The organism is Paenibacillus sp. Soil766 (assembly GCF_001428105.1).
In the GTDB taxonomy this organism is placed as follows: Bacteria; Bacillota; Bacilli; order Paenibacillales; family NBRC-103111; genus Paenibacillus_E.
The window spans coordinates 315,065-341,316 of the sequence record NZ_LMSJ01000012.1 but is presented as its reverse complement, the minus strand read 5'-3'; the positions used below and the strand labels follow the sequence as shown (position 1 = coordinate 341,316).

24 protein-coding genes are annotated in these 26,252 nt (G+C 44.9%); 19 read left to right on the top strand and 5 right to left on the bottom strand.

Features of this window, described 5'->3' with window-relative positions; translation table 11 throughout:
- The first annotated feature begins 132 nt into the window (after positions 1-132).
- A complete protein-coding gene (locus tag ASG89_RS10825) occupies positions 133-291 on the top strand; it encodes a hypothetical protein (RefSeq protein WP_056616564.1) in 159 nt (52 codons plus the stop codon).
- A gap of 77 nt (positions 292-368) precedes the next feature.
- Here ASG89_RS10825 and ASG89_RS10820 read toward each other — a convergent pair whose 3' ends face one another.
- Positions 369-950, bottom strand: coding sequence for an NAD(P)H-dependent oxidoreductase (locus ASG89_RS10820; RefSeq protein WP_057310585.1), 582 nt, complete (start codon positions 948-950; stop codon positions 369-371).
- A 111-nt stretch (positions 951-1,061) separates the two neighbouring features.
- Here ASG89_RS10820 and ASG89_RS10815 point away from each other — a divergent pair, with 111 nt between their 5' ends.
- The 4 genes from ASG89_RS10815 to ASG89_RS10800 all read left to right on the top strand — a co-directional run bounded on the left by ASG89_RS10815 (position 1,062) and on the right by ASG89_RS10800 (position 3,920).
- On the top strand, positions 1,062-2,096 hold the full coding sequence (locus ASG89_RS10815) for an AraC family transcriptional regulator (RefSeq protein WP_057310747.1): 1,035 nt from the start codon (positions 1,062-1,064) through the stop codon (positions 2,094-2,096).
- 220 nt (positions 2,097-2,316) lie between these two features.
- Positions 2,317-2,913, top strand: coding sequence for a TetR/AcrR family transcriptional regulator (locus ASG89_RS10810; RefSeq protein WP_057310584.1), 597 nt, complete (start codon positions 2,317-2,319; stop codon positions 2,911-2,913).
- A gap of 19 nt (positions 2,914-2,932) precedes the next feature.
- Positions 2,933-3,388, top strand: a complete 456-nt coding sequence (locus tag ASG89_RS10805) for a DoxX family protein (protein ID WP_057310583.1) — start codon at positions 2,933-2,935, stop codon at positions 3,386-3,388.
- 76 nt (positions 3,389-3,464) lie between these two features.
- Positions 3,465-3,920: a VOC family protein gene (locus tag ASG89_RS10800; RefSeq protein ID WP_057310582.1), complete on the top strand. Its 456-nt coding sequence runs from the start codon at positions 3,465-3,467 to the stop codon at positions 3,918-3,920.
- A gap of 213 nt (positions 3,921-4,133) precedes the next feature.
- On the opposite strand, the gene ASG89_RS10795 is transcribed toward ASG89_RS10800, so the two are convergent.
- Positions 4,134-4,844 (bottom strand): TetR/AcrR family transcriptional regulator C-terminal domain-containing protein, encoded by a 711-nt coding sequence (locus tag ASG89_RS10795; RefSeq protein ID WP_057310581.1) that lies wholly within the window; start codon positions 4,842-4,844, stop codon positions 4,134-4,136.
- A 106-nt stretch (positions 4,845-4,950) separates the two neighbouring features.
- Between ASG89_RS10795 and ASG89_RS10790 the strand changes: the two genes are divergently transcribed.
- The 6 genes from ASG89_RS10790 to ASG89_RS10765 all read left to right on the top strand — a co-directional run bounded on the left by ASG89_RS10790 (position 4,951) and on the right by ASG89_RS10765 (position 12,732).
- Positions 4,951-5,625, top strand: a complete 675-nt coding sequence (locus tag ASG89_RS10790; protein ID WP_057310580.1) for a DUF6022 family protein — start codon at positions 4,951-4,953, stop codon at positions 5,623-5,625.
- 317 nt (positions 5,626-5,942) lie between these two features.
- On the top strand, positions 5,943-7,733 hold the full coding sequence (locus ASG89_RS10785) for a sensor histidine kinase (RefSeq protein WP_235549719.1): 1,791 nt from the start codon (positions 5,943-5,945) through the stop codon (positions 7,731-7,733).
- Positions 7,708-9,309 carry a response regulator gene (locus ASG89_RS10780; RefSeq protein ID WP_057310578.1) on the top strand — a complete coding sequence of 534 codons (1,602 nt, stop codon included), beginning with the start codon at positions 7,708-7,710 and terminating at the stop codon, positions 9,307-9,309. The genes ASG89_RS10785 and ASG89_RS10780 overlap by 26 nt, the downstream gene beginning before the upstream one ends.
- Before the next feature lie 89 nt (positions 9,310-9,398).
- Complete coding sequence (locus ASG89_RS10775; protein ID WP_057310577.1) at positions 9,399-10,778, top strand: ABC transporter substrate-binding protein; 1,380 nt, start codon at positions 9,399-9,401, stop codon at positions 10,776-10,778.
- A 145-nt stretch (positions 10,779-10,923) separates the two neighbouring features.
- Positions 10,924-11,829 carry a carbohydrate ABC transporter permease gene (locus ASG89_RS10770; RefSeq protein WP_057310576.1) on the top strand — a complete coding sequence of 302 codons (906 nt, stop codon included), beginning with the start codon at positions 10,924-10,926 and terminating at the stop codon, positions 11,827-11,829.
- An 18-nt stretch (positions 11,830-11,847) separates the two neighbouring features.
- Positions 11,848-12,732: a carbohydrate ABC transporter permease gene (locus ASG89_RS10765; protein WP_235549705.1), complete on the top strand. Its 885-nt coding sequence runs from the start codon at positions 11,848-11,850 to the stop codon at positions 12,730-12,732.
- 59 nt (positions 12,733-12,791) lie between these two features.
- On the opposite strand, the gene ASG89_RS10760 is transcribed toward ASG89_RS10765, so the two are convergent.
- Complete coding sequence (locus ASG89_RS10760) at positions 12,792-13,982, bottom strand: oxalate decarboxylase family bicupin (protein WP_057310575.1); 1,191 nt, start codon at positions 13,980-13,982, stop codon at positions 12,792-12,794.
- Positions 13,983-14,197: 215 nt separating this feature from the next.
- Here ASG89_RS10760 and ASG89_RS10755 point away from each other — a divergent pair, with 215 nt between their 5' ends.
- From ASG89_RS10755 to ASG89_RS10740, 4 genes are read left to right on the top strand one after another with little or no spacing between them, the layout of a single operon-like run.
- A complete protein-coding gene (locus ASG89_RS10755) occupies positions 14,198-15,784 on the top strand; it encodes a spore germination protein (RefSeq protein WP_082592971.1) in 1,587 nt (528 codons plus the stop codon).
- A 30-nt stretch (positions 15,785-15,814) separates the two neighbouring features.
- A complete protein-coding gene (locus tag ASG89_RS10750) occupies positions 15,815-16,978 on the top strand; it encodes a Ger(x)C family spore germination protein (RefSeq protein ID WP_057310574.1) in 1,164 nt (387 codons plus the stop codon).
- Positions 16,979-17,010: 32 nt separating this feature from the next.
- Positions 17,011-17,256, top strand: a complete 246-nt coding sequence (locus ASG89_RS10745; protein WP_057310573.1) for a hypothetical protein — start codon at positions 17,011-17,013, stop codon at positions 17,254-17,256.
- Between the two features lie 36 nt (positions 17,257-17,292).
- Positions 17,293-18,411 carry a GerAB/ArcD/ProY family transporter gene (locus ASG89_RS10740; protein ID WP_057310572.1) on the top strand — a complete coding sequence of 373 codons (1,119 nt, stop codon included), beginning with the start codon at positions 17,293-17,295 and terminating at the stop codon, positions 18,409-18,411.
- A 23-nt stretch (positions 18,412-18,434) separates the two neighbouring features.
- On the opposite strand, the gene ASG89_RS10735 is transcribed toward ASG89_RS10740, so the two are convergent.
- The gene (locus tag ASG89_RS10735; RefSeq protein ID WP_057310571.1) at positions 18,435-20,687 is read right to left on the bottom strand and encodes an FAD-dependent oxidoreductase; all 2,253 of its coding nucleotides are present in this window, start codon (positions 20,685-20,687) and stop codon (positions 18,435-18,437) included.
- 152 nt (positions 20,688-20,839) lie between these two features.
- Here ASG89_RS10735 and ASG89_RS10730 point away from each other — a divergent pair, with 152 nt between their 5' ends.
- Positions 20,840-21,712, top strand: coding sequence for a helix-turn-helix domain-containing protein (locus ASG89_RS10730; protein ID WP_235549704.1), 873 nt, complete (start codon positions 20,840-20,842; stop codon positions 21,710-21,712).
- Positions 21,713-21,831: 119 nt separating this feature from the next.
- Positions 21,832-22,500, top strand: coding sequence for an NAD-dependent epimerase/dehydratase family protein (locus tag ASG89_RS10725; RefSeq protein WP_057310569.1), 669 nt, complete (start codon positions 21,832-21,834; stop codon positions 22,498-22,500).
- 128 nt (positions 22,501-22,628) lie between these two features.
- On the opposite strand, the gene ASG89_RS10720 is transcribed toward ASG89_RS10725, so the two are convergent.
- Positions 22,629-23,384 (bottom strand): PIG-L deacetylase family protein, encoded by a 756-nt coding sequence (locus tag ASG89_RS10720; RefSeq protein ID WP_057310568.1) that lies wholly within the window; start codon positions 23,382-23,384, stop codon positions 22,629-22,631.
- Positions 23,385-23,562: 178 nt separating this feature from the next.
- Between ASG89_RS10720 and ASG89_RS10715 the strand changes: the two genes are divergently transcribed.
- Complete coding sequence (locus tag ASG89_RS10715; protein WP_157276599.1) at positions 23,563-24,171, top strand: DUF559 domain-containing protein; 609 nt, start codon at positions 23,563-23,565, stop codon at positions 24,169-24,171.
- A 190-nt stretch (positions 24,172-24,361) separates the two neighbouring features.
- Positions 24,362-26,242 (top strand): molecular chaperone HtpG, encoded by a 1,881-nt coding sequence (htpG, locus tag ASG89_RS10710; protein WP_057310567.1) that lies wholly within the window; start codon positions 24,362-24,364, stop codon positions 26,240-26,242.
- Positions 26,243-26,252: the final 10 nt, after the last annotated feature.

Sequence of the window (26,252 nt, the reverse complement as noted above, 5' to 3'; positions counted from 1 at the left end):
TGCCAATGTCCGTTTCTACTCCGTTATGATGCAATTATGTTCAATCCATTCGTCCAATCTGCATATGTTAATGACTTTGATGCAAACTAAGGTGTCTTGCCTAACCCAAACAAACTTGGAGGAGTGATGTTCATGCGCGAGGGATTGATTCCTGCTGTTCTTGGAACGGTCGTTTCTGCATCTGGTGCTACTATGCTAAAAAGTAAATATAAGCTTCTTGGTGTTGGTGTGCTTGGCTTTGGCGTTGCTCATGTTATTCTAGGAGCAATCGATTTGGTAGAACATCGTTAGGTTGGTAAGATCAAGAGGGAGGTCCTTAGGGACCTCCCTCTTTGCTTTCTCCACACCAATAGGTGAGTAGCATTAAACTAGGCTAACTTCGTTCCGAGTTGCTTTACTTTCTCCAACCATTGGACTCGTTTCTCTAGCGAAGATGGTTTAACGGGTCCAATTTCAGTAAGGCGTACGGGCGTTATCCCGCAGAATTGCAATATATTATGCTTCATTACGCGATATCCCGCATGCCTATTGACCCATCGACTGTACCAGGCAGGTGTATCCGTTGTAATAATGAGATGTGCAGATTTACCTACCAGCAGCTTATCCCAGAGCGCAGACTTCTCCCGATATTTGAAAGCGAAGCCAGGTAAGAAGACCCGATCTATAAACCCCTTCATCATCGCCGGCATCGCCCCCCACCAGGTAGGATAGACGAAGACAAGATGATCAGCCCATCGGATGAGCTCCTGCGCATGCAACAAATCTTCCTCGAGCTCTGTGCGCTTACGATAACCAAACTGCAGATTCGGATCAAAGGTTAATGCATGGATATCAATTCTCTGAATTTCAACTTTACGCTGTGAGACCCCTTCGATATACGCATTCGTTAGTGCCGCACAATAGCTCTGTGGATCCGGATGTCCGTTGATGACAAGAATATTCGATTTCAAGATGTTTTCCTCCTTATTTGCGATATAATCAGCATAGAATGAATGTGGATCGATTTGAATGATGAGACACGCAAACCAATTGCTGATTCACGCAAAGGAGGGATTATTAACTTGAAAAGCCATGATGTTGCCATCTCTATGGTGTACCCCATTATGAAAACGGTGGTGCAAAAAGGTTTTGATTCGGAGCAATTCTGTAAGTATGCGTCCTTCGACGCTAGTCTTCTCCAGGATGTTGAAGTACGCATCTCAGGCGAGGAATTGGAGCGATTAACGATAGCAGCGGCCCATTATACGCAGGATACGCATTTCGGCTTACATCAAGGACAGATCATGGAGTTCGCCGATATGGGCATCCTTGGCTATGTCATGATGCATTCCCAAACCGTCGTCGATGCGTTAACCGCTTACCAGCGATATAATGTACTTCTATGTAGCGGATTTAATTTGGACTGGGACGTGGAAGGCGATGATGTACGGATCTCCATGTTTCTACAGCATCCCGGTCAGGGACAGATGTCCCGTCATTGTATAGAAGATATGGCCAGTTCATTGTTCCGTTTGATTGGCAGGCTTAGTAACCGTGCAATCCAGTTGCGGGAGGTCGCATTTCGTCACGAAGCAACGGCAGATTTAACACCTTATCAAGCTATATTTGGACGAATCCCCAACTTTGCCGCGAATAGCCATTACTTGCGATTTAGCAAAGATGTATTGCATTACCCCATCCTCTATTCCGACGCTAAGTTACTGAGCATTTTTGAGAATATCGCACAAGAAACTAGACAGGAGCTTACGCAATCTAGCCGATTTACTGACCGAGTTGTCCAGTGGATACACTCCTGCATGCCTTCCTTTTTCCCATCCTTGCAGCAAACGGCAGATTTCCTGCAAATGAGCTCACGTACACTTCAACATAAATTGAAAGAAGAGAATACGACGTACAACGATCTCTCCATTCAAGTACGCAAAGAATTAGCCATGGGCTACCTTCGTAAATGGGAGTTCTCCGTTGGGGACATCGCTTATGTGCTGCATTTCTCCGAACCTAGTGCATTTCTAAATGCATTTAAAAAATGGACTGGCTTAACGCCCGGACAATATCGTGCCACGATCCAACGCGGACAAATGCGTGTGAACGGCTGAGCGGTGTTGTTGATATTGCGTCGCGTGTTGGGCAACGACGATTGATCTGCATACCCGTGTCGGGTAACGACACTTGGACAACATACCATATTCGTAGGTAACGACGCTGCTAGGAGTTTGACACTTGTGGCGTCTTTCGTTTTAGCTATTTACAAACCGACAGTCTGTTTATATAATAAGGGTAGATGGATTAATTTCCCACAGACGGAGGATTAGGCTAATGAGAAATGAGGAACGTAGAGAAATCACCACGCGTAAACTCCTTGATGCAACGAAAGCGCTGCTGAAGGAAAAAGGCTGCCACGCCATCACGATGAAAGATATCATGGACCAATCCTCGCTATCGAAAGGGGCTATTTTCCATTATGTGAAGAGTAAGGACGAGATTTATGCGATGGTATTGCATGAGCGACTCGAAGAAACGAATGCGAAATTCATGCGGGAGACGGAACACGCTGTCAAAACCTTTGATGGACCGATGCAAAGCATCTCTCATAATCTTATCGCACTAGAAGACCCCAATGATCTCACGAATAAAGTACTCAAATACTTACTTGGCAAGGAAGATGATCCGACCGTAGCAGGAGTGCTGCAGCATTTCTATGAGCGATCCGTATCATTTGCGAAGAACTGGATTACAATTGGTCAAATCCATGGTGTCATTATGGAGAACGTTAACCCGGACCAAACAGCTGAAATGTTCGTTCTGCTCTCCCTTGGATTACGTGTCCGCTCATCTTTTGCCTCGACGAGCGCTCAGATCTCCACTGAGGTGTCTACATTTATGTCTACAATTTTGAAAAACCAATCCAAATAGTTCATAAGGAGGTATTCGCATGGCACCTTTCATTGCGCTGATATCATCGTTTCTACTTTTATGGGGAATGGGTTCTCTCGGATGGTCTTATTTCGATCATTGGCACACCTCGTTGCAAGGTGCAGTCGCTGTCATGTTCCTTCTTACAGCCTCCGCGCATTGGGGGAAAAGACGTCCAGATCTGATTCGGATGGTCCCTCCTGCTTTCCCGAGACCGGCTTCAATCGTAACAATTACGGGCTATTTAGAAATTGCCGGTGCCATCGGAATGCAGATTCCCGTTGTGTCATTGGCCGCATCCATCGGACTAGTGCTCCTGCTGCTCGCAATGTTTCCAGCTAACGTCCTCGCTGCTCGCAAGAAGTTGACGATTGGCGGCAAGCCCGTGCCTCGATTGGCGGTTCGTATTGTGCTGCAGCTCGTTTTTATGGGGGCGGTTGTGTTGGCATCACCATGGTTTGGGGAGTATTTGTAATACGATATCAGCTCCGACGATGCGCATGAAATCATCAACATTTGTGATACAATACCTAATAAAAGGAGCTGTTGACATGCAAAAAATCTCTCCATTCTTATGGTTTGACGGTAATGCCGAGGAGGCAATGAACTTCTACACGTCCATATTCAGCGATTCACAAATTGAAAGTATCAATCGCTCAGGGCCTGAGGGGAAAGTTATTTCAGGAACATTTTTGCTTGGTGGGATGCGGTATATGGCTTTAAATGGCGGACCTCATTTCAAATTCACCCCTGCCCTTTCGCTATACGTAAATTGCGAGTCGCAGGAAGAAGTCAACACTTTGTGGGAAAAGCTGTCTGAAGGCGGTGAGCCTCAACGCTGCGGTTGGGTGAAGGATAAATTCGGACTCTCCTGGCAGATCATCCCGACCATCCTGGGGGAGCTGCTAAACGCCAAGGATCCTGTGAAAGCAGCCCGTGTGATGAATGCGATGCTCGGTATGCAGAAGATTGATATCTCCGCACTCAAGCAAGCTTACGAGGGATAACTATGAGAACACTTGCATGTTATGAAAAGGAGCTAAGAAGCGCAGTTGCTCTTAGCTTCTTTTTTTGCTGCATAGTTGCAGATTTGCAAGCATTTCGGATAGGGAAGACATTTCGACAAAAGAGCTTTCCCTAGGCTCGAAAAAAACAGCAAAAAGAGGGTTCCCCGCCATCAACCATGGCTTCTAGGGGCCCTCTTTTTCGCGTAATGCTGCCTACTTCCGCTGAGCTTCAAACCCGTCGATTAACACCTTGAGCCCGAACAAGAACTCTTCATCCCAATTAACTGCTGTCGTAAAGGGTAACAGCCGAACAAAATGAGGGTATTGTTCTGCTGACAGCGATTGCATACGTGCTGCCGGCGTCTCTTCATTTTTATCTGAAGGCTCAACTGGTGCCGCTCTTGCCATTAAGCGATTTTCTTCATCCACGAAGCTATAGATGTAGTTCTTAATCATGCTAGCGAACCACGGAATATGCGGATCACTGAAGCCTGATTGGGCAAATAATCGGTATAGGAATTCGATATGCGCCAGCCGCTTGGGGCTTCCTGCCATCGTTGCACTCATGATGGATATCGCATCTCGATAACGATGCAGCGCAAGTCGGAAATCGAGCGCCCACTCGCGAAGCTGCTCCTGCCAATAGAGGCTTTCGTCTGGAAAGCTCACGTCAGAACTAATCTGATCTGCGAGCAGATGCATTAATTGCTCTTTGTCTTTGACATGATAATACAGAGAAGCTGCCTTAACACCGAGGGAATCTGCAATTTTACGCATGCTGATGGAGCCTAACCCCTCTTCGCGCAGCAGGTATAAGACAGCTTGAATAATACGTTCACGATCTAATGGGATATGTATATCGGATACCCCTCGTTCTTCATCGGCCCCCTCCGATTGGAGAGGGTGAATTCGTCTTCGCGCCATGTTCGACCTCCAATTTCTCTTGACAATTATAACACAATACATTAATCTAACATCATTAAATTATTATTCTAACGTCGTTAGATAAATCCGAAAGGAGTTGTTCTTCATGACCAACACCCACATCGATCCACTATTCCGAAAAGCAGAAAAACGGCTATCTGATACATGGAACTCCGTTTACGAGAATAAACAAACTGATTACATTTCAACGTTCAACGAGTATGGAGATCGTGCTTACGGTGTCTGGATTCAAGACTTCATGGCACACGTTATTGAACCTTTCCAGCAAGAAGGGTACCAGATTAAAGCTGGTTTTAATCGTCACAATTCAATCGAGAATTGGGGGCCTCCCGAAGAGCGAGAGCGTTGCGCTTGGTACTTCATTCATGATCAAGAAGGTACGCCTCTCGGTACCTTGGTGCTTCAGATTTATCATTCACATCGTTCCTTTTTCGTGCCGCGGGCACCACAGCTTCTATTGCTGCAAGTTACGGAAAGAGAAGATATCTTATCGGCGCTATCTCAAGCCACTACACGTGTAAGATGGGATCGTAAAGAAGTCCGCAATCCTTCCCAAGATCACCACCCGATAACGCAATGGGAATACGCGACCGATGTGTCCTTAGCCGATTGTCTGGGAAATTCAGAATCCGAATATAGCAGCTGGTCATTGGATGAAGCCTTATCGCACTGGGGACGTTATGGCTGGGAGCTCGTATCCGTGACGCCTGCGAACGGTAAAATGATTGCCTATTTCAAACGCCCCCTTCGCTTTCCTTAAATTCCTCCGAACGCTGCGAATCAATGAGCAACCATGAGGTGATGAGAGAATCTCACGCCTCTTTTTATGCCTATCCGGCTTCTGGCTTCTGGCTTCTGGCCTCAGTCTTCTGTCTTCTGTCTTCTGGCTCATGGATATCTGCCTATCGCCCTATTGCCATTCAATCTCCCAATAATGACCATGCATATTCTTTGTTTTATACGGCATATTCATTGAAATACTACGCTTCCCCCTACTCTCTCTAGCAGGATAACTGTCGTCAATGTATGATAGAAGAGATTCCTAATCCTAGAAGATGAGGGCATGGTGTGACATCGATGAAACTTCGCAGTCCAATAAAGACCTTGCGTGGAAAGATTCTGATCTCCTTATTTTTCCTGATTATACTTCCAGTTGTGACCATTCTATACCGATTCTATAAGTCTTCTGAAGATATTGTGCAATTTCAGCTCAACCAATCCAATCAAGCCGCCGTATCCCAAAAAGCTACAGCCATGAACGAGATGGCCGTTCGCATGATTACCGCTTCTAGTCTAATTATTAATGATCCAGAGACGGAGAAATTCCTGAAAGAGCCTGCGGATTGGTCGAATAACTACAATTCTTTCCTACAACTCACGAGCCTGCAAAAGAAAATGTCCAACGTCAAGGACCTCCTGCTCGACAGCACAACTCAAATTGGCTTATATGACAATAGAGGCTATACCCATACGACTTGGTCGGCTGTAACACAAACAAGTGTACAATCATTCCAGAAGGAAAGCTGGTACGAACCTACACTACGGCGCAACGGCTTTCCCTACTGGACGGTTCCCTACTCACTTCCTTCATTCAATAATAAGCAAGATCTGATCGTCATGACGAGACAAATTAATGGCGAATATACAAGTAACTATGGTGTCTTTTTTATCAGCGTACCGATCCCAATTTTCTTCTATCCGAACGCCGAGATACAGCATCAGCAAGCTTCAGGCATTACTTCCGTCCTCGTCGATGAGAACCAAAACCTCTTAATCGGTGATCGTGCGGCTGCAGGTTTATTGGCTAATCATGCCCTTCAGAACGTTCGTCCCAATGGAAATGGCATTCAAGAAGTGAAGATCGAAGACCAGGTCTATTTTATGAATGACGCTTTCGTACCACAGCTTGGTTGGCGGCTAGTCCAATTCATGAATCAGAAGGATTTCGCCACACAACTTAGTCGGGAAAAAGACAAATCCATCACCTGGGTTGTCGCCTGGTTCCTACTATTTGCCATCGCATTCATTGTTCTCATGCTTCGTGTAACGAGTCCTTTCAAACAATTGGCCAAATCCATGACCAAGGTTGGTAAAGGGGAATTTAATACACTGGTTACGATCAAAGGGGAAGACGAGATTGCCCTGCTTGGCAATTACTTCAATCGCATGGTGCTTCATCTGCAAGATCTGATATCCGATTTATATGACGAGCAGCGGCGCAAGCAGAAAGCACAGTTCCAAGCGCTTCAAGCGCAAATTAATCCGCATTTTCTACTCAATACACTCAATTCGATTAAATGGATGGCACTGCTCTCTGGCGCTGATCATATCAGTGAAATGATTACCAAACTGGGTAAGCTGCTAAATTTCACTATGCGCAATGAACAAGAATTCGTCACGTTGCAAGAAGAACTGGACTATTTACAAGTGTACCTATCTCTCCAGGAAATTCGTTATCATGATCAGATCACATTTACTTATCACATTCCCGAAGCGCTGCTTGACTGCGAAGTGTTAAAATTCACGCTGCAGCCCGCCGTAGAGAACAGCATTATTCATGGCAATCGGTTCCCGCTCCTTATCGAGCTTCAAGCTGAAGAAGTGGGTGGGAATCTACATATTGTGATGCAAGATAACGGCGTAGGCATGAGTATGGAGATGATAGAGCAGGTGGAATCTTCTCTGAATCTCCCTCACGCGAAGTTCAGCGGCATTGGTATACGCAATGTAAACGAACGAATCAAGCTTCACTTTGGCATGCAGTACGGTATGCAAATTTCAAGTGTGGAAGGCGAAGGCGTCCGTCTACTACTGGTACTGCCTTTGAAAAGGAGGAATACAGATGTTGAGAATTCTGATCGTAGATGATGAAATCCTTGTGCGTATTGGCTTAAAAACGATCATTCCTAGAGATAACGAAGAGTTCCAGGTCATAGGCGAAGCTGCTAATGGGTTAGAGGCTTTGAAAATATTAGAATCACAGACTTGCGATGTTGTACTTACGGATATTCGTATGCCGGAGATGGACGGACTTGAATTATTGAGACAGATCCGTGAACGCTGGCCGGCGATCAAATGTCTTATTTTATCCAACCATAACGACTTCAACTATGTCCAACAGGCATTACGCTTAGGTGCAATCGAGTACGTCACGAAATTAGAAATCAATCCCTCCGAACTGATGGAGAAGCTGCGCGCTATACAGGATCAATTACATTTGGAGAAGCAAGGTCAGAATGCGAGAACACAGCTTGAGCAGAAGGTGAATCAATATAGTAACGAGGTCAAAGAAAAACGGTTGCGCGAGCTCCTCCAAGGCCATGTTTCCCGTGGGGAAATCGAACAAGTATGGCGAGAATTCCAGCTGGAGGCATTCTCTTCCCCCTTATCAGCAGCGGTGATCCAGATCGATTCCTATGAGGAATTAACACAGAATAACCGCTTCCAAAGCGATCGGCTTTTGACATACACGGTGAAAAATGTCCTCAATGAGATTCTCAAGAAGTATGGCAATGGGGAGCTAGTGGAGATGGCAGTTGGAAAGTTCTGTGTCCTTACAGGCCAAATCAATGCGAACATGTTGGTCGAAATGCAGAATGCCGTACATGTATTCCTGAAAATTTTGTTGGCCATCGGCGTGTCTCCATCCTGCGAAGATACATTCGCTCTGCATCAAACCTATGAAAAAGCAGATCATGCTTTAAGCTACCGATTCTACTACGGGGGCTCATGCATCGTTTACTACGATCATCTACTTGTTTCACCTCTGACACTATCTGAGCCATGGCAGGAAGAAGAATGGATGAAACGTATCGAAGAAGGTGACGAATCCGGCTTACGTGAGAAGATTATCACCTGGACAGAAGAAATCTGCCGCCATAAGAATATCCCACCTGCCATCTTGCGAGAGCAATGGCTCAGTCTGCTTCATATTTTTGCTCGTTGCTTGAAAGCAGAAGGCGGCGATATTTACTCCGTCACCCTGCATGAGCAGCAGTATCCGTACCATGTTATTCGCAATGCTGAAACCTTGCAGTCGTTATCCAACTGGTTTATTGGGTGGCTGCCCGTCTTCCTGGCGTACAAGCGTGAGCACGGGAAAGAGAAACTCCGACCAGAGATTCAAATGGTGATCCGTCAAATTATGGAGAAGTATAATTTACCCCTCAAAGTAGCTGATTTAGCCAGTACCGTTGGTTATACAGAGAATTACTTAAGCATTTTGTTCAAAAAAGAAACTGGCAAAACGATCACCGATTATATGACGAATGTTCGGATGAAAAATGCCCGGGAGCTGCTCAAAAATCCGGATTATAAAATTTTCGAAATTTCTGAGCTCATCGGGTATGCCGATCCCAACCATTTCAGTCGCAGCTTTAAGCAAATGGAAGGCATGTACCCGACTGAGTTTCGCAAGCTCATCTTTGGTCATCGAACATCATAGAATAATGCTTACTTCGTAAAGAATACTCCGTGTCTTTTTGGGAAAAATTGCATTACGATTTAACTACCAAAAGAAAAGGGGATGAACAAATGAAAAAAGTATTAGGCATGGGAGCTTCAATCGCTCTTGCTGTAAGCGTTCTCGTTACCGGCTGTTCCAAAACACCTGAAGCATCACCTTCCGCAGCTGCGTCAGTCGCGCCTGCTGCCACGACAGCAGCAGCTACACCTACACCTACACCTGAAGCACAGAAACCAGTTACCCTTAAATTCTGGGGTGGTGTTCCGCCGGAAAGCGGACCACAAGATGCCGTCGACGCATGGAACAAAGCCAATCCTAACATTAAAGTCGAATATACGCGTTATGTGAATGACGATCCAGGTAACCTGAAGTTGGAAACAGCCCTGCTCTCCAATACAGATGCGCCAGATATTTATATGAACTACGGCGATGCTTACATGACGAAACGACAAGCTGCTGGCATGGCAGAACCTTTAGATGATTTAATTGCGAAAGCAGGTTTTGACGTCGAGGGTATCATCGGAGCTGCTAACATCAAGAAATTTGCAGACGGCAAATATTATTATCTCCCTGCAAATAAAAACTTGGGCGCTGTGCTTTTCAATATGAAAGCTTTAGAAGGAGCCGGCGAGAAGCTTCCTACAGCGTGGACATGGGACGATTTCAGTGCAATGGCTACCAAGTTGAACAAAGGAGCTATGAAGGGTACCATGCTAGATCCCGCTTTGGGTTGGTTTGGTGATACGGTACTTCAAACAGCCAAACCTCAAGACTGGGTCATCGCTGCGGACGGCACATCCAACTTCAACAGCCCAGCTATGAAGAAAGGTTTGGAAATGCAGAAGAGCCTGGAAGACAAAGGCGTTATGATGAAATACTCCGAAGCAGTTGCTGGTAAAATTACCGTACAAAACGAGCTTCTGACAGGTAAGGCGGCCATGATGGCTTCCCAAATTTACATCATCCGTTATATCAAAGACATTAAGAGCTTCCCGCATGATTTCAAGGTTGCGTTTGCTCCTTATCCGCAATTTACAGCTGGCGGCAATATTAATCCAGGCGGCGGTATGGGCGACTATATGTCCATTAACAAAAACAGTAAAAATAAAGAAACGGCGTTCAAATTCATCTCCTGGTATTTACAAGAAGGTAATATGGCCATGGTACCAGGCGGACGTATCCCAACTAGCAAGAAGGCAGATCCTGCCAAAATAGCCTCCATCCTCATTGGCGATGCGAAAGATCTGATTGATGAAGCTTCCTTGAAGGCGCTTTTAGCTGGCAATTATACATTCCCTACGTCCTACAACGTACCGGTTCCAACAGAGCTTCGCGCCATCTTTAAAGATGAGATGGAAAAGTACTTGCTTGGCGCTCAACCGATTGACAAAGCGATTGAAACGATGAAAACGCGTGCCGATACAACGATCAAGGGCGCTAAAAAATAACAGACGTATCGAAAACCTCCAGCAGAAATCTAGCTGGAGGTTTTTTCAATTAAACTACAGAAAAGATCACGTTCATGCTATGGGAATTCGCCCATTCGCTTGGTAAAGTTACTTTAACACATGATTTCGAAAGGGTGGCTTACCAATGAAACGACATTTCTGGCAAAACGCCAAATTCAGGGAAAACCTTGCAGGCTACCTGTTCATTTTGCCCAACTTCTCGGGGTACCTCATCTTTATATTGCTGCCGATCTTATTCAGTCTATACCTCGTATTCGTGGATTGGGAATATCTCAAAGGGTTCGCAGGAATCGAATGGGTTGGCTTAGATAATTTCAAAGCGCTGGGCAGTGATCCGAAATTCGTGAAAGCGCTGAAAAATAACCTGATCTTCACCCTGGTCAGCGTTCCCGCTTCCATCATCATAGGACTCCTGTTTGCTGTCGTACTGAACAAGTATGTGTTTTTCAAGCAAATACTACGAACACTGATCTTCCTACCCTACGTCAGTTCGCTCGTCGCTGTATCCGTCATTTGGAGCATTATGTACCGCGCTTCCGATGGTCCAATCAACCAAGTGCTCAAGTCCGTAGGCATTGATCATCCACCAGGCTGGTTGTCGAGCCCGAATTCTGCCCTTTTCGCAATTATCATTATGCAAGTGTGGGTAACGATTGGGTACGCGATGGTCATTTATCTAGCCGGATTGCAAGGCATTTCCAAGGATTTGTACGAAGCTTCCGATATTGATGGGGCTTCGAAAATACGCCAGTTTTTCCAAATCACCATTCCCATGCTCACACCAACCACCTTTCTCGTTGCCATTACACTCATTATCGGCTCCTTCCAGATCTTCGGACCCGTCAACATTATGACACAGGGTGGTCCTATTGATTCGACGATGGTGTTATCCTATCACATTTACTTACTCGCATTCCGATTCTACAAAATGGGCTATGCCGCTACCGTCTCATGGGTGCTATTCGCCATCATCTTCGTCGTCACCATCATTCAATGGCAAAGCCAGAAACGTTGGCAGCAGCACTTCTAATTGGAAAGGAGATTCCCTATGGAAACAACTATTGTATCTACGCAATCTACACGAAAAATAGCCATTGCCAACATGAGAAAAGGCAGCTTCTGGCTTAAGCTTTTCGTAACCCTCATCTTAGGCGCGATCTCTATCGTGATGATTCTGCCTTTCCTATGGATGATATCAACCTCCTTCAAAATAAATGGCGAAGTCTTCCAATATCCGATCGATTGGATTCCGAATACATGGCATTTTGAGAATTATAAGAAAGTCTGGGCAGGTACAGATCCCTTCTATTTATTCTATTGGAATTCGATCAAAATCACGGGCATTACGGTTGTAGGTAATCTATTAACGAGTTCCATGGCTGGCTACGCGTTTGCCAAAATACGCTTCAAAGGCCGCAACTTCCTGTTTCTACTATATTTATCTACGATGATGATTCCAGGTCAGGTTTTACTTGTCCCTCGCTTCATCTTGTTCGATCAGTTGCAGTTGATTAATACACATGCATCCATCATTTTACCAGGTTTATTTTGGGTATTCGGCACGTTCTTGATGCGCCAGTTTTTCAGTACACTCCCAAATGAACTATTGGAGTCAGGTCGCGTTGATGGCGCCAGTTACTGGCGGACATTTTGGCAAATTTGTTTACCTTTAACCAAACCTGCTCTAGTCACACTCTTAATCCTCTCCTTTACTTGGCACTGGAACGAATATGAGAACCCGCTTATCATGCTGCGGGAGAAAGATTTGTACACGATACCACTTGGCTTAACGAGTTATGTGGAGGAGTTTGGTACGAATTATGTACTCTCCATGGCAGCTTCCGTTTCTGGACTTGTTCCTCTGCTCATCGTCGTGGTTGTCTGTCAAAAATGGTTCGTAGAGGGGATTGCCAGCTCAGGATTAAAAGGCTAGCTCTTCATAGAAGAAGGCTATCTCTAGTAGATCATCTACTTGGGACAGCCTTCTTTTTGTTATTTTGGATAATGAGAAAATCCTGGATATTTAACAACAGGCCATTTCTCTTTGCGCAGTGCATCCAATAATTCGGGTCCAACATGTAGATTCGTACTAACCAAGTCACGCGGGGTAAGAGCCATCCATTGGTTTAATGACACATCCTCAAACCGATCACTCTTAAACATCTCTAGAAACCAGAGCGATTGCGTCCCTGTATTCTGCACATAATGTCCAGTTGCAAATGGCACATAACCAACATCGCCAGCTCTATAATCGAAGGTACGAGCGTTACCATCTCCAGCAAAAACGGTCATACGTCCCTGCCCTGTGAGGTAATACTGCCATTCATCGTTATTCGGATGCCAATGCAGCTCCCTCATACCGCCGGGTTCTATTTCAACGAGCGCCGCTGCAATATTTTTCGAAATAGGAAAATTCGTGGAGTCTACAATTCTGACGCTGCCACCAGGCGTTTTAATAGGAGGTTGCGCGAGCAATTGATGCTTAAAACTTAAAGGAATGGTTCCATAGGGAGACTGTACCTTCTGGCTATCGATTGGTCCAGGAACCTTGTCTTGATAGATGTAAACTTGCTCTGTGGGGATGTTGTTAAAAGCACTCATGGGGACTCCGAAATTAGCGGAAAGTACGTCTTTAGGCGTTCGTGAAAACCAATCGGAGATGGATATCGTGTTTAAATCTGAAAAGTTGCCATCATCGAAAACAAGCAAAAATTCGCAATGCTCTAACCCCTGAATGGAGTGTGGAAGTCCAGGTGGGAAGTACCAGAGATCTCCAGGACCCACATCGGCGATAAAATTCCGTCCCTCTAGATCGATGGAAGTAATTCGCGCTCGACCTAAAATCATATAGGACCATTCCGCTTGTTGATGCCAATGCAATTCTCGAACACCGCCAGGCGTCAAGCTCATATTGACACCCGCAAGCGTGGTCGCAATAGGCAACTCTCTAGCGGTAACTTCCCGTGACCAGCCCCCGTAATTTAATTTCATCGATGTGTCCGAAAATGAAAACTTCAAATTCGGCAGCAAGCCAGAATCCGTAATTGGCGGGACTAACATATTTGGGTTTTCCATATCCCTCATAATATCTCGAGGACCGGTATCCATCCCGCCAGCCCCATCTGGTCGGATCGGCTGTGGCACATTGCCGGGCACACCTTGATTCCGTCTCGGAGTTTCCATCGAAAGTCTCCTCTCATTAGATAAGTTCAATTCTTACTTATTCTATTTGATATATGAGACTGGATCCGTCTTCATTACTGTTCCGGCTAGCCACCTCGTCTGAGTTAGAACGTCCTCCTACAGTGATGGGAAATCTGGAAAGAAGTTCACATATTTTCCCTGCATATTGGAATAATAAACCTGCGCAACCAACAAATAATAGAAGGAAAATTTTTATGGATATACAAAAGTTGTTCGGAAAAAGTAAAGCAACAACAACAACAACAACAACATCAACGCCAACACCGACGCCAAACACCATCGTGCCTTCCCTTGAAGTGGAATCTCCTCTTGCATTAACCTTAGCTGAGAATAAACAATGGTTAGAGCAACAACTAGCGAATTGTTCCGATATTTGTTATCTGCCTAGATTTTTTGGTGCGGATTTGCAATACGGAGCACTTGTTGTTTATTGCGATTCACTTATAGATGATAAAGACTTGGTCTATCTAAAAGATGTGCTCCAAGATCTTGTGTTTCAAGAAGCTGGTGTAGAAGCAGCAACCATCGATCTTAAAAAATTGATCTCATTCTTCGAAAATCAAGGTATCTCTTCCCGGAATGTGACGATTATTGACCAACTGCCCATTGCAGAACATAACATTCTGCGGGGTCAAGTTGTGATTTTCTTCGAGCAATGGAATAAAGCATTGAGCTTTCATGCCCTTACTTTGGAAACAAGACAAATTACCGAACCTATGAACGAACCTGTCGTTAGAGGACCTCAAGAAGCTACGGTTGAAAATTTGAAAATCAACTTGGGTTTGCTGCGAAACCGTTTGAAAAGCGCCAATTTCAAGATTGAAAAGTTCGTTGCAAGCGGAGAAACCAAGACGGAGATTGCCATCGGTTATTTAGATGGATCTGTGAACCCCAACACATTAGCCGAATTCAAAAAACGCTTTGATAAAGCCATACAAGAAGAAATTTTGGAAGTCGCCTATATCGAAGAATTGATTGAGGACTCCACGTACTCCCCTTTTCCACAATTTCGACATACGGAACGTACGGATACGGCTATTGCTGCGCTTCTTGATGGGAAAATCATTGTGATCACCTCGGGTTCTCCTTCTGTAATGATCTGTCCCGGCCTCTTCATGGAGTTTTTCCAATCAAGTGAAGACTATTACATACGTTCCCTATATTCCTCACTTATTCGAATACTTAGACTATCCGCCTTTATTATGGCACTTACTTTACCGAGTCTGTATATCGCTATCTCAACTTTTCATTCCGAGCTCATTCCCACCGTATTGCTGTTGGCCATTCTGGATACCCGTGAAGGCATTCCCTTCCCTGCTTTCATCGAAGCTTTGTTGATGGAATTTTTCTTTGAAATCATGCGCGAAGCTGGTATCCGCCTGCCTAAACCCGTAGGTTCAGCAGTAAGTATCGTCGGAGCTCTTGTCATTGGGCAAGCTGCCATTGAAGCCAAAATCGCTTCACCCATCATGGTCATCATCGTGGCACTTACAGGTATCGCTTCCTTTTCATTGCCCAATTACAATATGGCTATTTCTCTGCGCATCTTGCGCTTTCCCCTCATGTTTCTTGCTGCAAGCTTGGGAGGATTCGGTTTCATGATCGGTTTTCTGTTTATTTTTCTTCATTTAGTCAGCCTACGATCTTTAGGACAAACATATCTGACTCCATGGGCTCCTCTGAAAATGAGTCAATTGAAAGATGGATTCATACGAGCTCCATTAAAATTTCTACTCCGCTCACCGCGGAACCGACATCGGCATAGCAGTTACAAAAAGTAACTGTATGACAGAGAAAGAAGGAAATACAACATGAGATGGTTAATGGTGACGACATTATCTGGACTGTTATTATTTTCTTTAACAGGCTGTTGGAACAAAGCCGAACTGATCGAATTTGCCTTTGTACAAGCTGTTTCTGTGGACCTATCCGACAATGGCAAAATCAGATTAACCACACTGTTCTATAAGCCAAGCGGCAGCAGTGCACTTTCTAAGGGAACAGGCACGAAATCCTCTTTCACAATTAAGACGGAGGGCGAAAATGTATTTGATGCGATTCGGGATATCACCATACATCTTGGACGAAAAGCCAAATGGGATCACATGCGTGCCATTCTAGTTAGTGACAAGGTCCTCGAGACCCAAGATTTAGGCATCATTCTTGACTTTTTTAGGCGTGACCATGAACCCAGACCTACCAATCTTCTCTTAGTTACCAAAGGAAATGCTGGCGAGTATTTGAAATTAGAGCCGTTTATTGAATATACGTTGGGACAACAATTGCGATCTATGGATGAAGGCTCCTCGCGGTTTGCTGCTAAGTCCATGAATCAGAATATCCTTAAGGTTATGATTCAAATGAAAAGTGAAACAGGCGTTACTACGATCCCTTACTTATATTTGGATAATAAACGTGGGAATGTCCCTAATATTGCTGGAGTCGTGATCATTCATAAGCAAAAACTAGCCGAAACTATTCCGCCATCCGAATTAAAAGCCTTTCTTTTGCTAACTCATCAATATAAAACCGGTATTATCACTTCGACTTGTGAAGGGGACGATGGTGACGGTAGTCCCGCACTGCAGGAATCCTTCGAGGTTTCTCAGGGAAGTACGAAGATCACAACCTCTCTTACGAATAATGCAGTGAACGTGAATGTCACGACAAAGTTGATCGGAGCAGCTGGGGAGCTAAGTTGCTCTTCCGTGAAAACAGCTGAAGAAGAACAAGCTTATCAAACCCGTTTAAATAACCAAGTCAAGAAAGAGATACTTACATTCCTTCAACATTTACAAGCCAAAAAACTAGATGCAATAGGCATTGGCAACATGGTTTACGCCAAAAATCCTCGTTTATGGCAAGCATGGAAAGATGACTGGGATGATCGTTTTGCAGACGTTCAATTTCATATCCATGTCGATGTGACGGTTACTAACTCAGGAATGAGCGGCGGTGATCCTCTAAATAAGTAACAATATACGTCAACGAGAGGACAAGATCTTCTATGATACTAAAGCTAGTCATTCTATTGGTCATTTGTGTCCCGTTACTGTTATTTGATATGGTCAACTTAAAGAATGAAAAGCCACGCGCCAAATTTATTTATGCCTTCCTCGTCATGGTAACGATCTATCTTAGCAGTATTCTTGTTTGTGAATTACGTTGGCCGACTCTCTATGATGCAGCTGATTACTTGTTTGGAACACCTTCCCGTCTAATCGTTGAGTTCTTACATGTCACCCCTCAATAGCAACAGAAAGTCTAAGGAAAGGGCGGGGGCTATACAATGGGAATTGAAGAAAGAATTAGTGCTAGCCAGATGTCTGTCTTATTTTTTATCTACTTAACAGGCTCTTCGATCATTAACATTCCACAACCCTTAATTAACTTTGCCAACAACGGAGCATGGCTATCGCTTATCCTTTCTTACCTATTAAGCCTTAGCTTTCTTGGTTGCATCCTCTATATGCATGGGAAATATCCGGACTTGACCTTTATAGAATATAGTAAGAAAACAGTTGGCACATGGGTGACGATACTGCTCGCAATCCCCTTCATTTCCTTTCAGTTCCATATGGCAACTGGTATTGTCATTGATATTGGTTTATTCATGACGACAACTTTAATGCGAGAGACACCGATTTATGTGTTTAACTCTCTCATATATTTACTGGTTTTTGTGACCGTACGCTTGGGAATTGAAATCATGGCACGCTTGTTTGTTTTACTATCTGCGATGGTCATGTTTTATGTACTGCTCATATTAGCTTTAGCCAGCTTTAATTATCATCCATCTTACTTGTTGCCTGTCATTCCTCTCGGGTTTAAACCGATCTTACTTGGAGGGTATTTTTCCTATGGGTTTCCGTATGTTGAAGTCTTTCTCTTCAGCATGATTCTCCCATTTGTTTCCACAAACCAAAATAAACCACTGAAACGTGGTTTATTTGCAGCTCTTTCTATGAACGCTATAAGCTTGATTACTGTCACACTATGCACACTTATGACATATGGACCTATCGCAGGCGAACGCAAATATTCCATGTTTCAATTAGCAAGAACCATTGAATTTTATGAATTATTTCAGCGTATTGAATCGCTTATCGGTATTTCATTAATTGTAGCTTCCTATATGAAAGGCACCATTGTTATATTTACCCTAAATTTGACCTTTACCCAGTTGTTTAATTTGCAAAACAATCGCTTGCTCATTTTGCCTCTAACCATGATTTGCTGTATATTATCTCTTACTACTCAAGTTAAAGGTGAAGCTTTCTGGGGCAATTTAGTATCCGTTATACATCCCATTTGGGGGACACTCGGGTATCTAGTTCCAGTCCTTCTTGTGACCCTCGTACATGTTGCGAAGCGGAAAAGTAAATCTCCTCTCACTTCGAATGAATGAACCTCTCTGTATCCATACTTTACCTACCCGTAGATCCGTATCTCAACGACCTCCGCGCATGGGCTACCGTTCGTCGCTTCCACAACTAGTCGTAACCGATTCGTGGCAATGGCAGCCTCCAACTGCAATTTTCTTGTACGCTTCCGATTATTTGTCACATGCTGCAGGACTTTCCACGCCTCATCCACCCATGCTTCCAAACGGTAGTCCTTCACCAACTCGGGTCTGACTTCATCACTCGTCCTGAATGCGTGAAGATTAATTAAATCCTCGTGCACATTATCATTAAAGGTTACTTGTAGATACTTCAGATTTTGCGCTTCGTCCCAGCAAAGCTCCAGCCACTCTTCGTTCGCTGGCTTCATCGGTTCCGACATCCATTGATTTGGCGCACCATATGGCCGTAGAAAACCATTCGTCACCTTGGCCGCAGAGAATGCGCTCGTCTCTGACGTAAGTCGGAAGCAGATTGGCTTACGATCCACACCATTTTTCATACTCCATTGAACAACTGGCTGATCCGGTTGATGATTCTCTAGCTTCGGATCCACAATCGGCTTCGTTCCTCGTACAAAAGCAATCGCTCCCGCATGCTGTTGATCGGAATGAAATACCACGACGTGTTCATTCGCTTTGATAATGACGAAAGCGTTCTGTGTCTCGTCAGGCTGCCAACTTAGTGGAAAGTGGACCCATTGCTGTTCGCCGACCTGTACCGTCGTCTCCGTCTGCATGATCATCACCTTCGGCACATAATTCTCCGCTCGGCCCGTGTCCCACAGCTCCACTTGAATTGTCGTTGCTTGGCTCACATCAACCAGCAGCTCGAAGCCGTTCAATCGCGGTTCTACAGGGAATAACACCGCCACATCGTCAATCAATCGCCTAGGCTCCACCGCATGCGACACACTCAGCCGTGTTAACGTAGAGGACGCCTTCAACTTGGCCAGTCTCCCAAGATCCAGCTCATCTGCGTTGCGTATGCCAATCAACGCAGCATCCTGCCTTAGCAGCACCTGCTGGAGCTCCTTGCAATGCTTCCGATACAGCTCACGCGGTGTCACATGCTTCTGAACGCATAGCGCCGCGCCCGTTCCTGCCGCCTCCCCAATAACCGCGCAAGTCGCCATGACTCGCGTCGTGCCGAAGGCAACATGGGAGGCGCTTATATTACGTCCAGCCATCAGCATGTTGGATACATTGACGGAGTACAAGCTGCGAAACGGAATATGATAGATGCCATCCGCGTGCAAATGCTTCGAACCACTCTCCGTTGAATACATCCCCTGCGGGGGATGCAGATCGATGGACCAGCCGCCGAAGGCAACGGTGTCCTCGAACCTTGTCTGAGCCAGAATGTCATTCTGGTTCAAGATATAATCCCCGATGAACCGGCGGTATTCTCGTTTGCCAGGTAATGCCCCTACCCATTCCAGCGTCATGTTGGCCGAATCAAATCCACCTGAATTTTTGATATAATCCCAAATCCCATATATAACCGACCATAACTCATCCCGAATGCGCTCATTCTCATGAACGGTATCTAGCTCTCCGCCCCACTCAATCCACCAATAATGACAGCCTGAATCGCCGCTTTGAATCACACGCTTGATCGGAATAGAGGTCGTTGTGATGTCTTTGGCAAAGCTTGGCGGATGGTATTTAACCGGGTGACCCACTTCTTTGGTGTAAAATAAAATCGTACTCCCGAGTGTAATATCATCTGCAACCTCAGGCGCCCACTCCTCCTGAAACTCTTCTCGCGCCTCACGGCCGATACGAAATTTGGCCCCCGCTAAGAATCCAATTAGGCCATCCCCCGTACAATCTAGATACACTTCGCTCACGAAACGAATACGCCGCTCCGAGCCCATCATCCATCCCGTAACCGAGCGAATGATACGATTGCTCTCATCTCCATCTGCTTCCACCTCATGTACATCTGTGTTAAGAAAAAGCTGTATATTCGCTTCAGCGCGCACCGCTTCCAACACGATGAGATCCCATAGATAAGGATTCCCATCAGGATTCTGGAACTGATTTTCTACAAACAACTCACCCATAATACCTGTTTCACGCGCATACCGATTAATACCATGCGCCGTTGCTCCGCAAACCCACACACGGACCTCGCTTGACGAATTCCCCCCGAGTACGGGTCGATTTTGAATCAGTGCCACCGTCTGACCTAATCTTGCAGCAGCTATGGCTGCACACACGCCTGAAAGTCCACCACCAACGACTGTGATATCCTTAATTACCATTTCTTCTCTCATTGGAAAACCTCCATGAAATCTGTTATTATCCTTATTTTATAGGATTAACAGCGATATAAGCCATGCACGCGTTTAACATAAACTTATACAAAATTTCACCAACAAGACTTTCTTCTACTAGGCTTATCCACTATGATGAAAGTAGAAATTCCATGATCATGTTACGTCGGAATAAAAGAGGAGAGGTGCGCGTGATGCTGCTCCAAGATGCAGATCAAACTCAACCCAAATTGCTAAGTCACATGTATTGGAGAGAGAAATCGGTCTTTCAGCTTCAGGAGGATTCGAATGAATTCTGGGTGCTATTTGCTGTAGAGAATGGGAGCTTCTCCTATCAGATTCAAGAGCACGAGGGGACAGCTGCTTTCGGAGATTTGGTGCTATGTCCACCGGGGGTTATTTTTCGAAGAGCAGTCATTCAGCCTTTATCGTTTCACGTCATGTTGCTGCAATGGGTCGATGAGACAGGTCATCCATTAACTAGGGAAGTTCATCTCCCATCCGGGAAAATCTCCATCCAAGATCTCAATCGACTGTCATCTAACTATGCCTACTTGAAAAAATGGTTTCAACATGAAGGAAATGTTGCCTCTTCCCTGCGACAACATGTACTCACAGACCTATGGATGCTGGTTGTGGAAGAAGCTTATTCAGCCAGCCCAGAGGCTGTCTCTCCTTGGACAGCAGGAAATACGAACAATAAAGATGCCCTCATTTATGGGGCTACTCAACGGCTGCATGAACTAGCATCATCCACCTGTATCATGAAAGACATCGCCATGGAACTTGGAATAACACAGGTGCAGTTTACCCGCCGATTCAAAAAATCGACCGGTATGCTGCCGATCGATTACTTAACCACGTTACGTTTGCAGAAGGTGAAGCAGCTCTTGCTGGATAGCGATATGACCTTACAGCAGATCGCGGGGCAATGCGGCTTTGAGAATGAATTTTATCTCAGCCGTGTATTCAAAAAACGCATGCATGTAACGCCTTCCTCCTATCGCAAGCTTCACCGCTTATGAGGGGAAGTTTAACTAAATCACTACTTTCAAAAATCAACTCTCACAATTAAGCTTGTTGGAGAGTAATGGTATACTGAGTCTACAAGTATTCATTTATTTGCGAAAGGTGGCACCTACCTATGAACGTTCTCATATTTGGAGCAACGGGAATGGTCGGGCAAAGCGTACTGCGTGAATGCTTGCTCGATCCACACATTACCAACGTGGTTTCAATCGGTCGAAGCGCTACACATCAGACTCAACCGAAATTCCGTGAGCATGTCCTCAAAGATATCACCGATCTAACTGAATTAACGGATAAGCTGTCGAGTATCGATGCTTGTTTCTTCTGTCTCGGCGTATCCTCTGTAGGGATGAGCGAGGAAAAGTACCATGCGATTACCTACGATTTGACCATGAACATTGCCACCACGTTAGTCAGAATCCAGCCCCAGATGACCTTCGTCTATGTGACAGGTGCCAGTACAGATAGCACTGAGCAAGGCAGCAGCATGTGGGCACGTGTAAAAGGCAAAACAGAAAATGCCCTCCTAAAGCTGCCTTTCAAATCAGCCTATATGTTCCGACCTGGTGCTATTCTGCCGAAAAATGGCGTCAAATCCAAAACCAAGCTATACCAAACATTTATTGTCATCTTGAGTCCGATTTTCCCCCTTTTACAGAAATGGTTCCCGAATGCCGTCATCGACTCCGAGCAGATTGGCCGTGCCATGATCTCAGTCGCACGAGTCGGATATCCGAAAGCCATTCTGGAGAGCACGGAGATTCGTGATGCTTCGGGGCGATAGGTTGGTGAATAATAAAAAGCAGTGACCACTTTGATGTGATCACTGCTTTTTGCTTTCGTGGAGGGACTAATTCCCATCCGTTGGAAACGCTGCACTTGCCACAAGCCGCTATGTCCAATAGGTGCAGTTTAACTGTATACCGCGGATGGGAAGAAGTTCAGCTGATGAGACGTAAGTAATTTAAATGCTTCAGCATAACCTTGGGCTTCTGGATCTTTCTTCATCTTGCTGTACAATTGGACCGCTTGATAATCAAAACACCCCTTAACCAAGGGCCAATTATTGTTATCAAATTGACTCTTATGTGCCATGATGGACGCTATTTTCGTTTCCCAATGGGCCGACACATCAACGAAAGTGTTCGGATGAGACGTCGCATAGAACGCGATTTGCGGGACATCATGCGGTTTGGATCCAGGGAACAGGATTTCATTTGACGAGAAGAGCATCGCCGAAGCAACGGCCTTCCCTGTTTTTATATGATCTGGATGAGCTTCGTACGGCATCCATGGATCTACAGTCATCAGCAAATCCGGCTTCTCTTCACGGATAATCGGAATCAACTTAGCAAGTAGTTCCTCTTCGGTATAACTGCTCATGTCCGGGTAATCTAGTGCAATATGCTTGGACACGCCCAAAATGTCCCCAGCGGCCAACCGCTCTGATCGGCGAATTGCTGCGATCGCTTCTGGTTCCATCTCGCCAGTTGAACCACTGCCACTTCCATCGGTTATTGTAATGTATACGATTTCACAGCCGCGCTGCGCAAGTTCAGATAATGTTCCTGCAGCCCCAACTTCATTATCATCAGGGTGAGGTTGAACGCATACGACTTTTTTGACATCTAACAACTCAGGAAGACCTAATATTCGCCTAATATCCATATGACACCTCTCCGTTATGTCACATTTTATCACAAAAAGTGGAGAAATGTCGAAAATGTCCCCTCGTGAAAAAGGAGATTTCCTATATACTTATTTGCAAGAGACGAAGAACGTCCCTGTCCATTTGTCATGAGTGGAGCAGGGGAGTTTTTCTCATTTTAAAGGAGGAAATACGCACATGAATTTCGAGTATAGTCACGGTTTGTGGATTCAACACCATCTGGACCGGAGAATCGGAGAACGTAGAGGCCGCTTGGAGCGAGGACATCGGGAGGCTGAAACACTATTTTGTCAGGAAGTCTGGTGGGAGCTCCGTGGGAATTTCGATGAGTTGCACCCTGAATTTGAAGTATTGGATTGGCGGGGACGTTCTTATTTCTGTGATTTCGCCTGGCTGACGAAATTTGTGAAATTGATCATTGAGATCAAAGGATTTGGCCCGCACGTGCGAGATATGGACAGGCAAAAATACTGCAATGAGCTAAACCGAGAAACTTTTTTGACTGCGATGGGGTATCAGATGATTTCATTTTCATATGATAACGTTGCCAATCGCCCTGACTTGTGTATCACACTTCTTCGCATGTTGATTAGTCGATTTCAGGCAATTTCATCGCCTGTCAGTCTGAACAATGTGATGGAACGGGAAATCATTAGGCTTGCTTACACACTCGCTCAGCCTCTCCGCCCAAAAGATGTAGAAACACATTTAAACATTTTTGCAGAATATAAACTCAAACCAACTCCATTCAGAGAAAATGCTGCACTTTCGCAGGATTCCGATTAATAAGGCGCTCTCTTTGCTTCGATTCGCTAGTCAGCCAGCTACTCTCCGTCATTTCAACCAATTGTTTTCCGATTTCTCCCCAGTTCCAATTGACATTAAATTTCAGGGATGATATAAAGTTAGTGTATAGCACTCACAGAGTGCGAGTGCTAATTATTAAACTTGGTACATATCGAAAGGAGATCTATCCGTGGAAAAGAAACAGTTTCAAGCCGAATCCAAGCGTCTTTTGGAAATGATGATCAATTCGATTTACACACAACGTGAAATCTTTCTAAGAGAGCTTATCTCCAACTCCAGTGATGCGATTGACAAAATTTACTACAAAGCACTTACAGACGACTCGCTCGTTTTTGACAAAGATAGCTACTTCATCAAAATTACTGCCGATAAAGACAATCGCATCTTAACGATTCGCGATACAGGTATCGGGATGACGAAAGAAGATCTAGAGAACAACTTGGGGATTATCGCGAAGAGTGGATCTCTTGCTTTCAAAAAAGAGAACGAAGCCAAAGACGGCCACAACATCATTGGCCAATTCGGGGTAGGCTTCTACTCCGCGTTCATGGTCGCTGACCATATCACCGTAACAAGTAGAGCACTAGGCAGCGATACAGCCTATACATGGGAATCTGATGGTGCTGATGGATACACGATTGCACCAGCAGAGAAGGATTCCGTTGGTACGGAGATCGTTCTCACGATTAAACCGAACACGGAAGATGACAACTACGATGAATACTTGGACGAGTATCGCCTGAAAGCGATTATCAAGAAGTATTCCGATTTCATCCGTTATCCTATTAAAATGGACATCTCAGGCAAGCGTCTAAAAGAAGGCAGCGAGAGCGAATTCGAGGACTATCAAGAAGAGCAGCATGTGAACAGCATGGTGCCGATCTGGCGCAAAAACAAAAGCGAGCTTACTCCTGAAGATTATGAGAAGTTCTACCATGAGAAGCACTATGGCTTCGACAAACCGCTTAAGCATATTCATGTGAGTGCAGATGGCGCGGTAGTCTACCAAGCGATCCTCTTCATCCCTGAAAGCATGCCTTATGACTACTATTCCAAAGAATACGAGAAAGGCCTTGAGCTTTACGCAAACGGCGTTCTCATTATGAATAAATGCGCGGACCTGCTTCCTGACTATTTCAGCTTCGTCAAAGGGATGGTCGACTCCGAAAGCTTATCACTGAACATCTCACGTGAAATGCTTCAGCATGATCGTCAACTTAAATTAATCGCCAAGAACATTTCCAGCAAAATCAAAGGCCAGCTACAAAGCCTTCTGAAGGACGAGAGAGAGAAATATGAGCAATTCTACAAGTCCTTCGGCAGACAGCTGAAATTCGGCGTTTACAGCGACTACGGCACGCATAAAGAGCTTCTGCAGGATCTATTGATGTTCTCTTCTTCCAAAGAGAAAAAGCTTGTCACATTGGACGAGTATGTATCGAGGATGCCAGAAGATCAGAAGTACATTTACTATGCTTCCGGTGAGTCGATGGAAAGAATTGATAAGCTTCCGCAAACGGAGATAGTAACAGATAAAGGTTACGAGATTCTATACTTCACAGATGATATTGATGAGTTCGCAATCAAAATGATTATGACCTACAAAGAGAAGGAATTCAGATCGGTTTCAAGTGGGGATCTTGGTATTGATGTAGAGGATAACCAAAACGATTCGGAGTCTGACAAAAAGGAAAATCAAGATCTTTTCGATTACATGAATGGCTTATTGGCTGGCAAAGTGACGAGCGTTAAAGCTTCCAAGCGCTTGAGAAAGCATCCGGTATGCTTATCCACAGACGGCGATGTTACCATCGAAATGGAAAAAATCTTGAACGCGATGCCAAACAATCCTAATGTTAAGGCAGAGAAAGTCTTAGAAATTAACGTCAACCATGACGTGTTCGCTTCCTTGAAGGATGCTTTTGAAAAGGATAAAGAGAAATTGAACCTGTACACAGCGCTCTTGTACAATCAAGCTCTTCTTATTGAAGGTCTGCCGCTACAGGATCCAGTTGAATTCACGAACGATATTTGTAAAATCATGGTTTAATTCTATAACC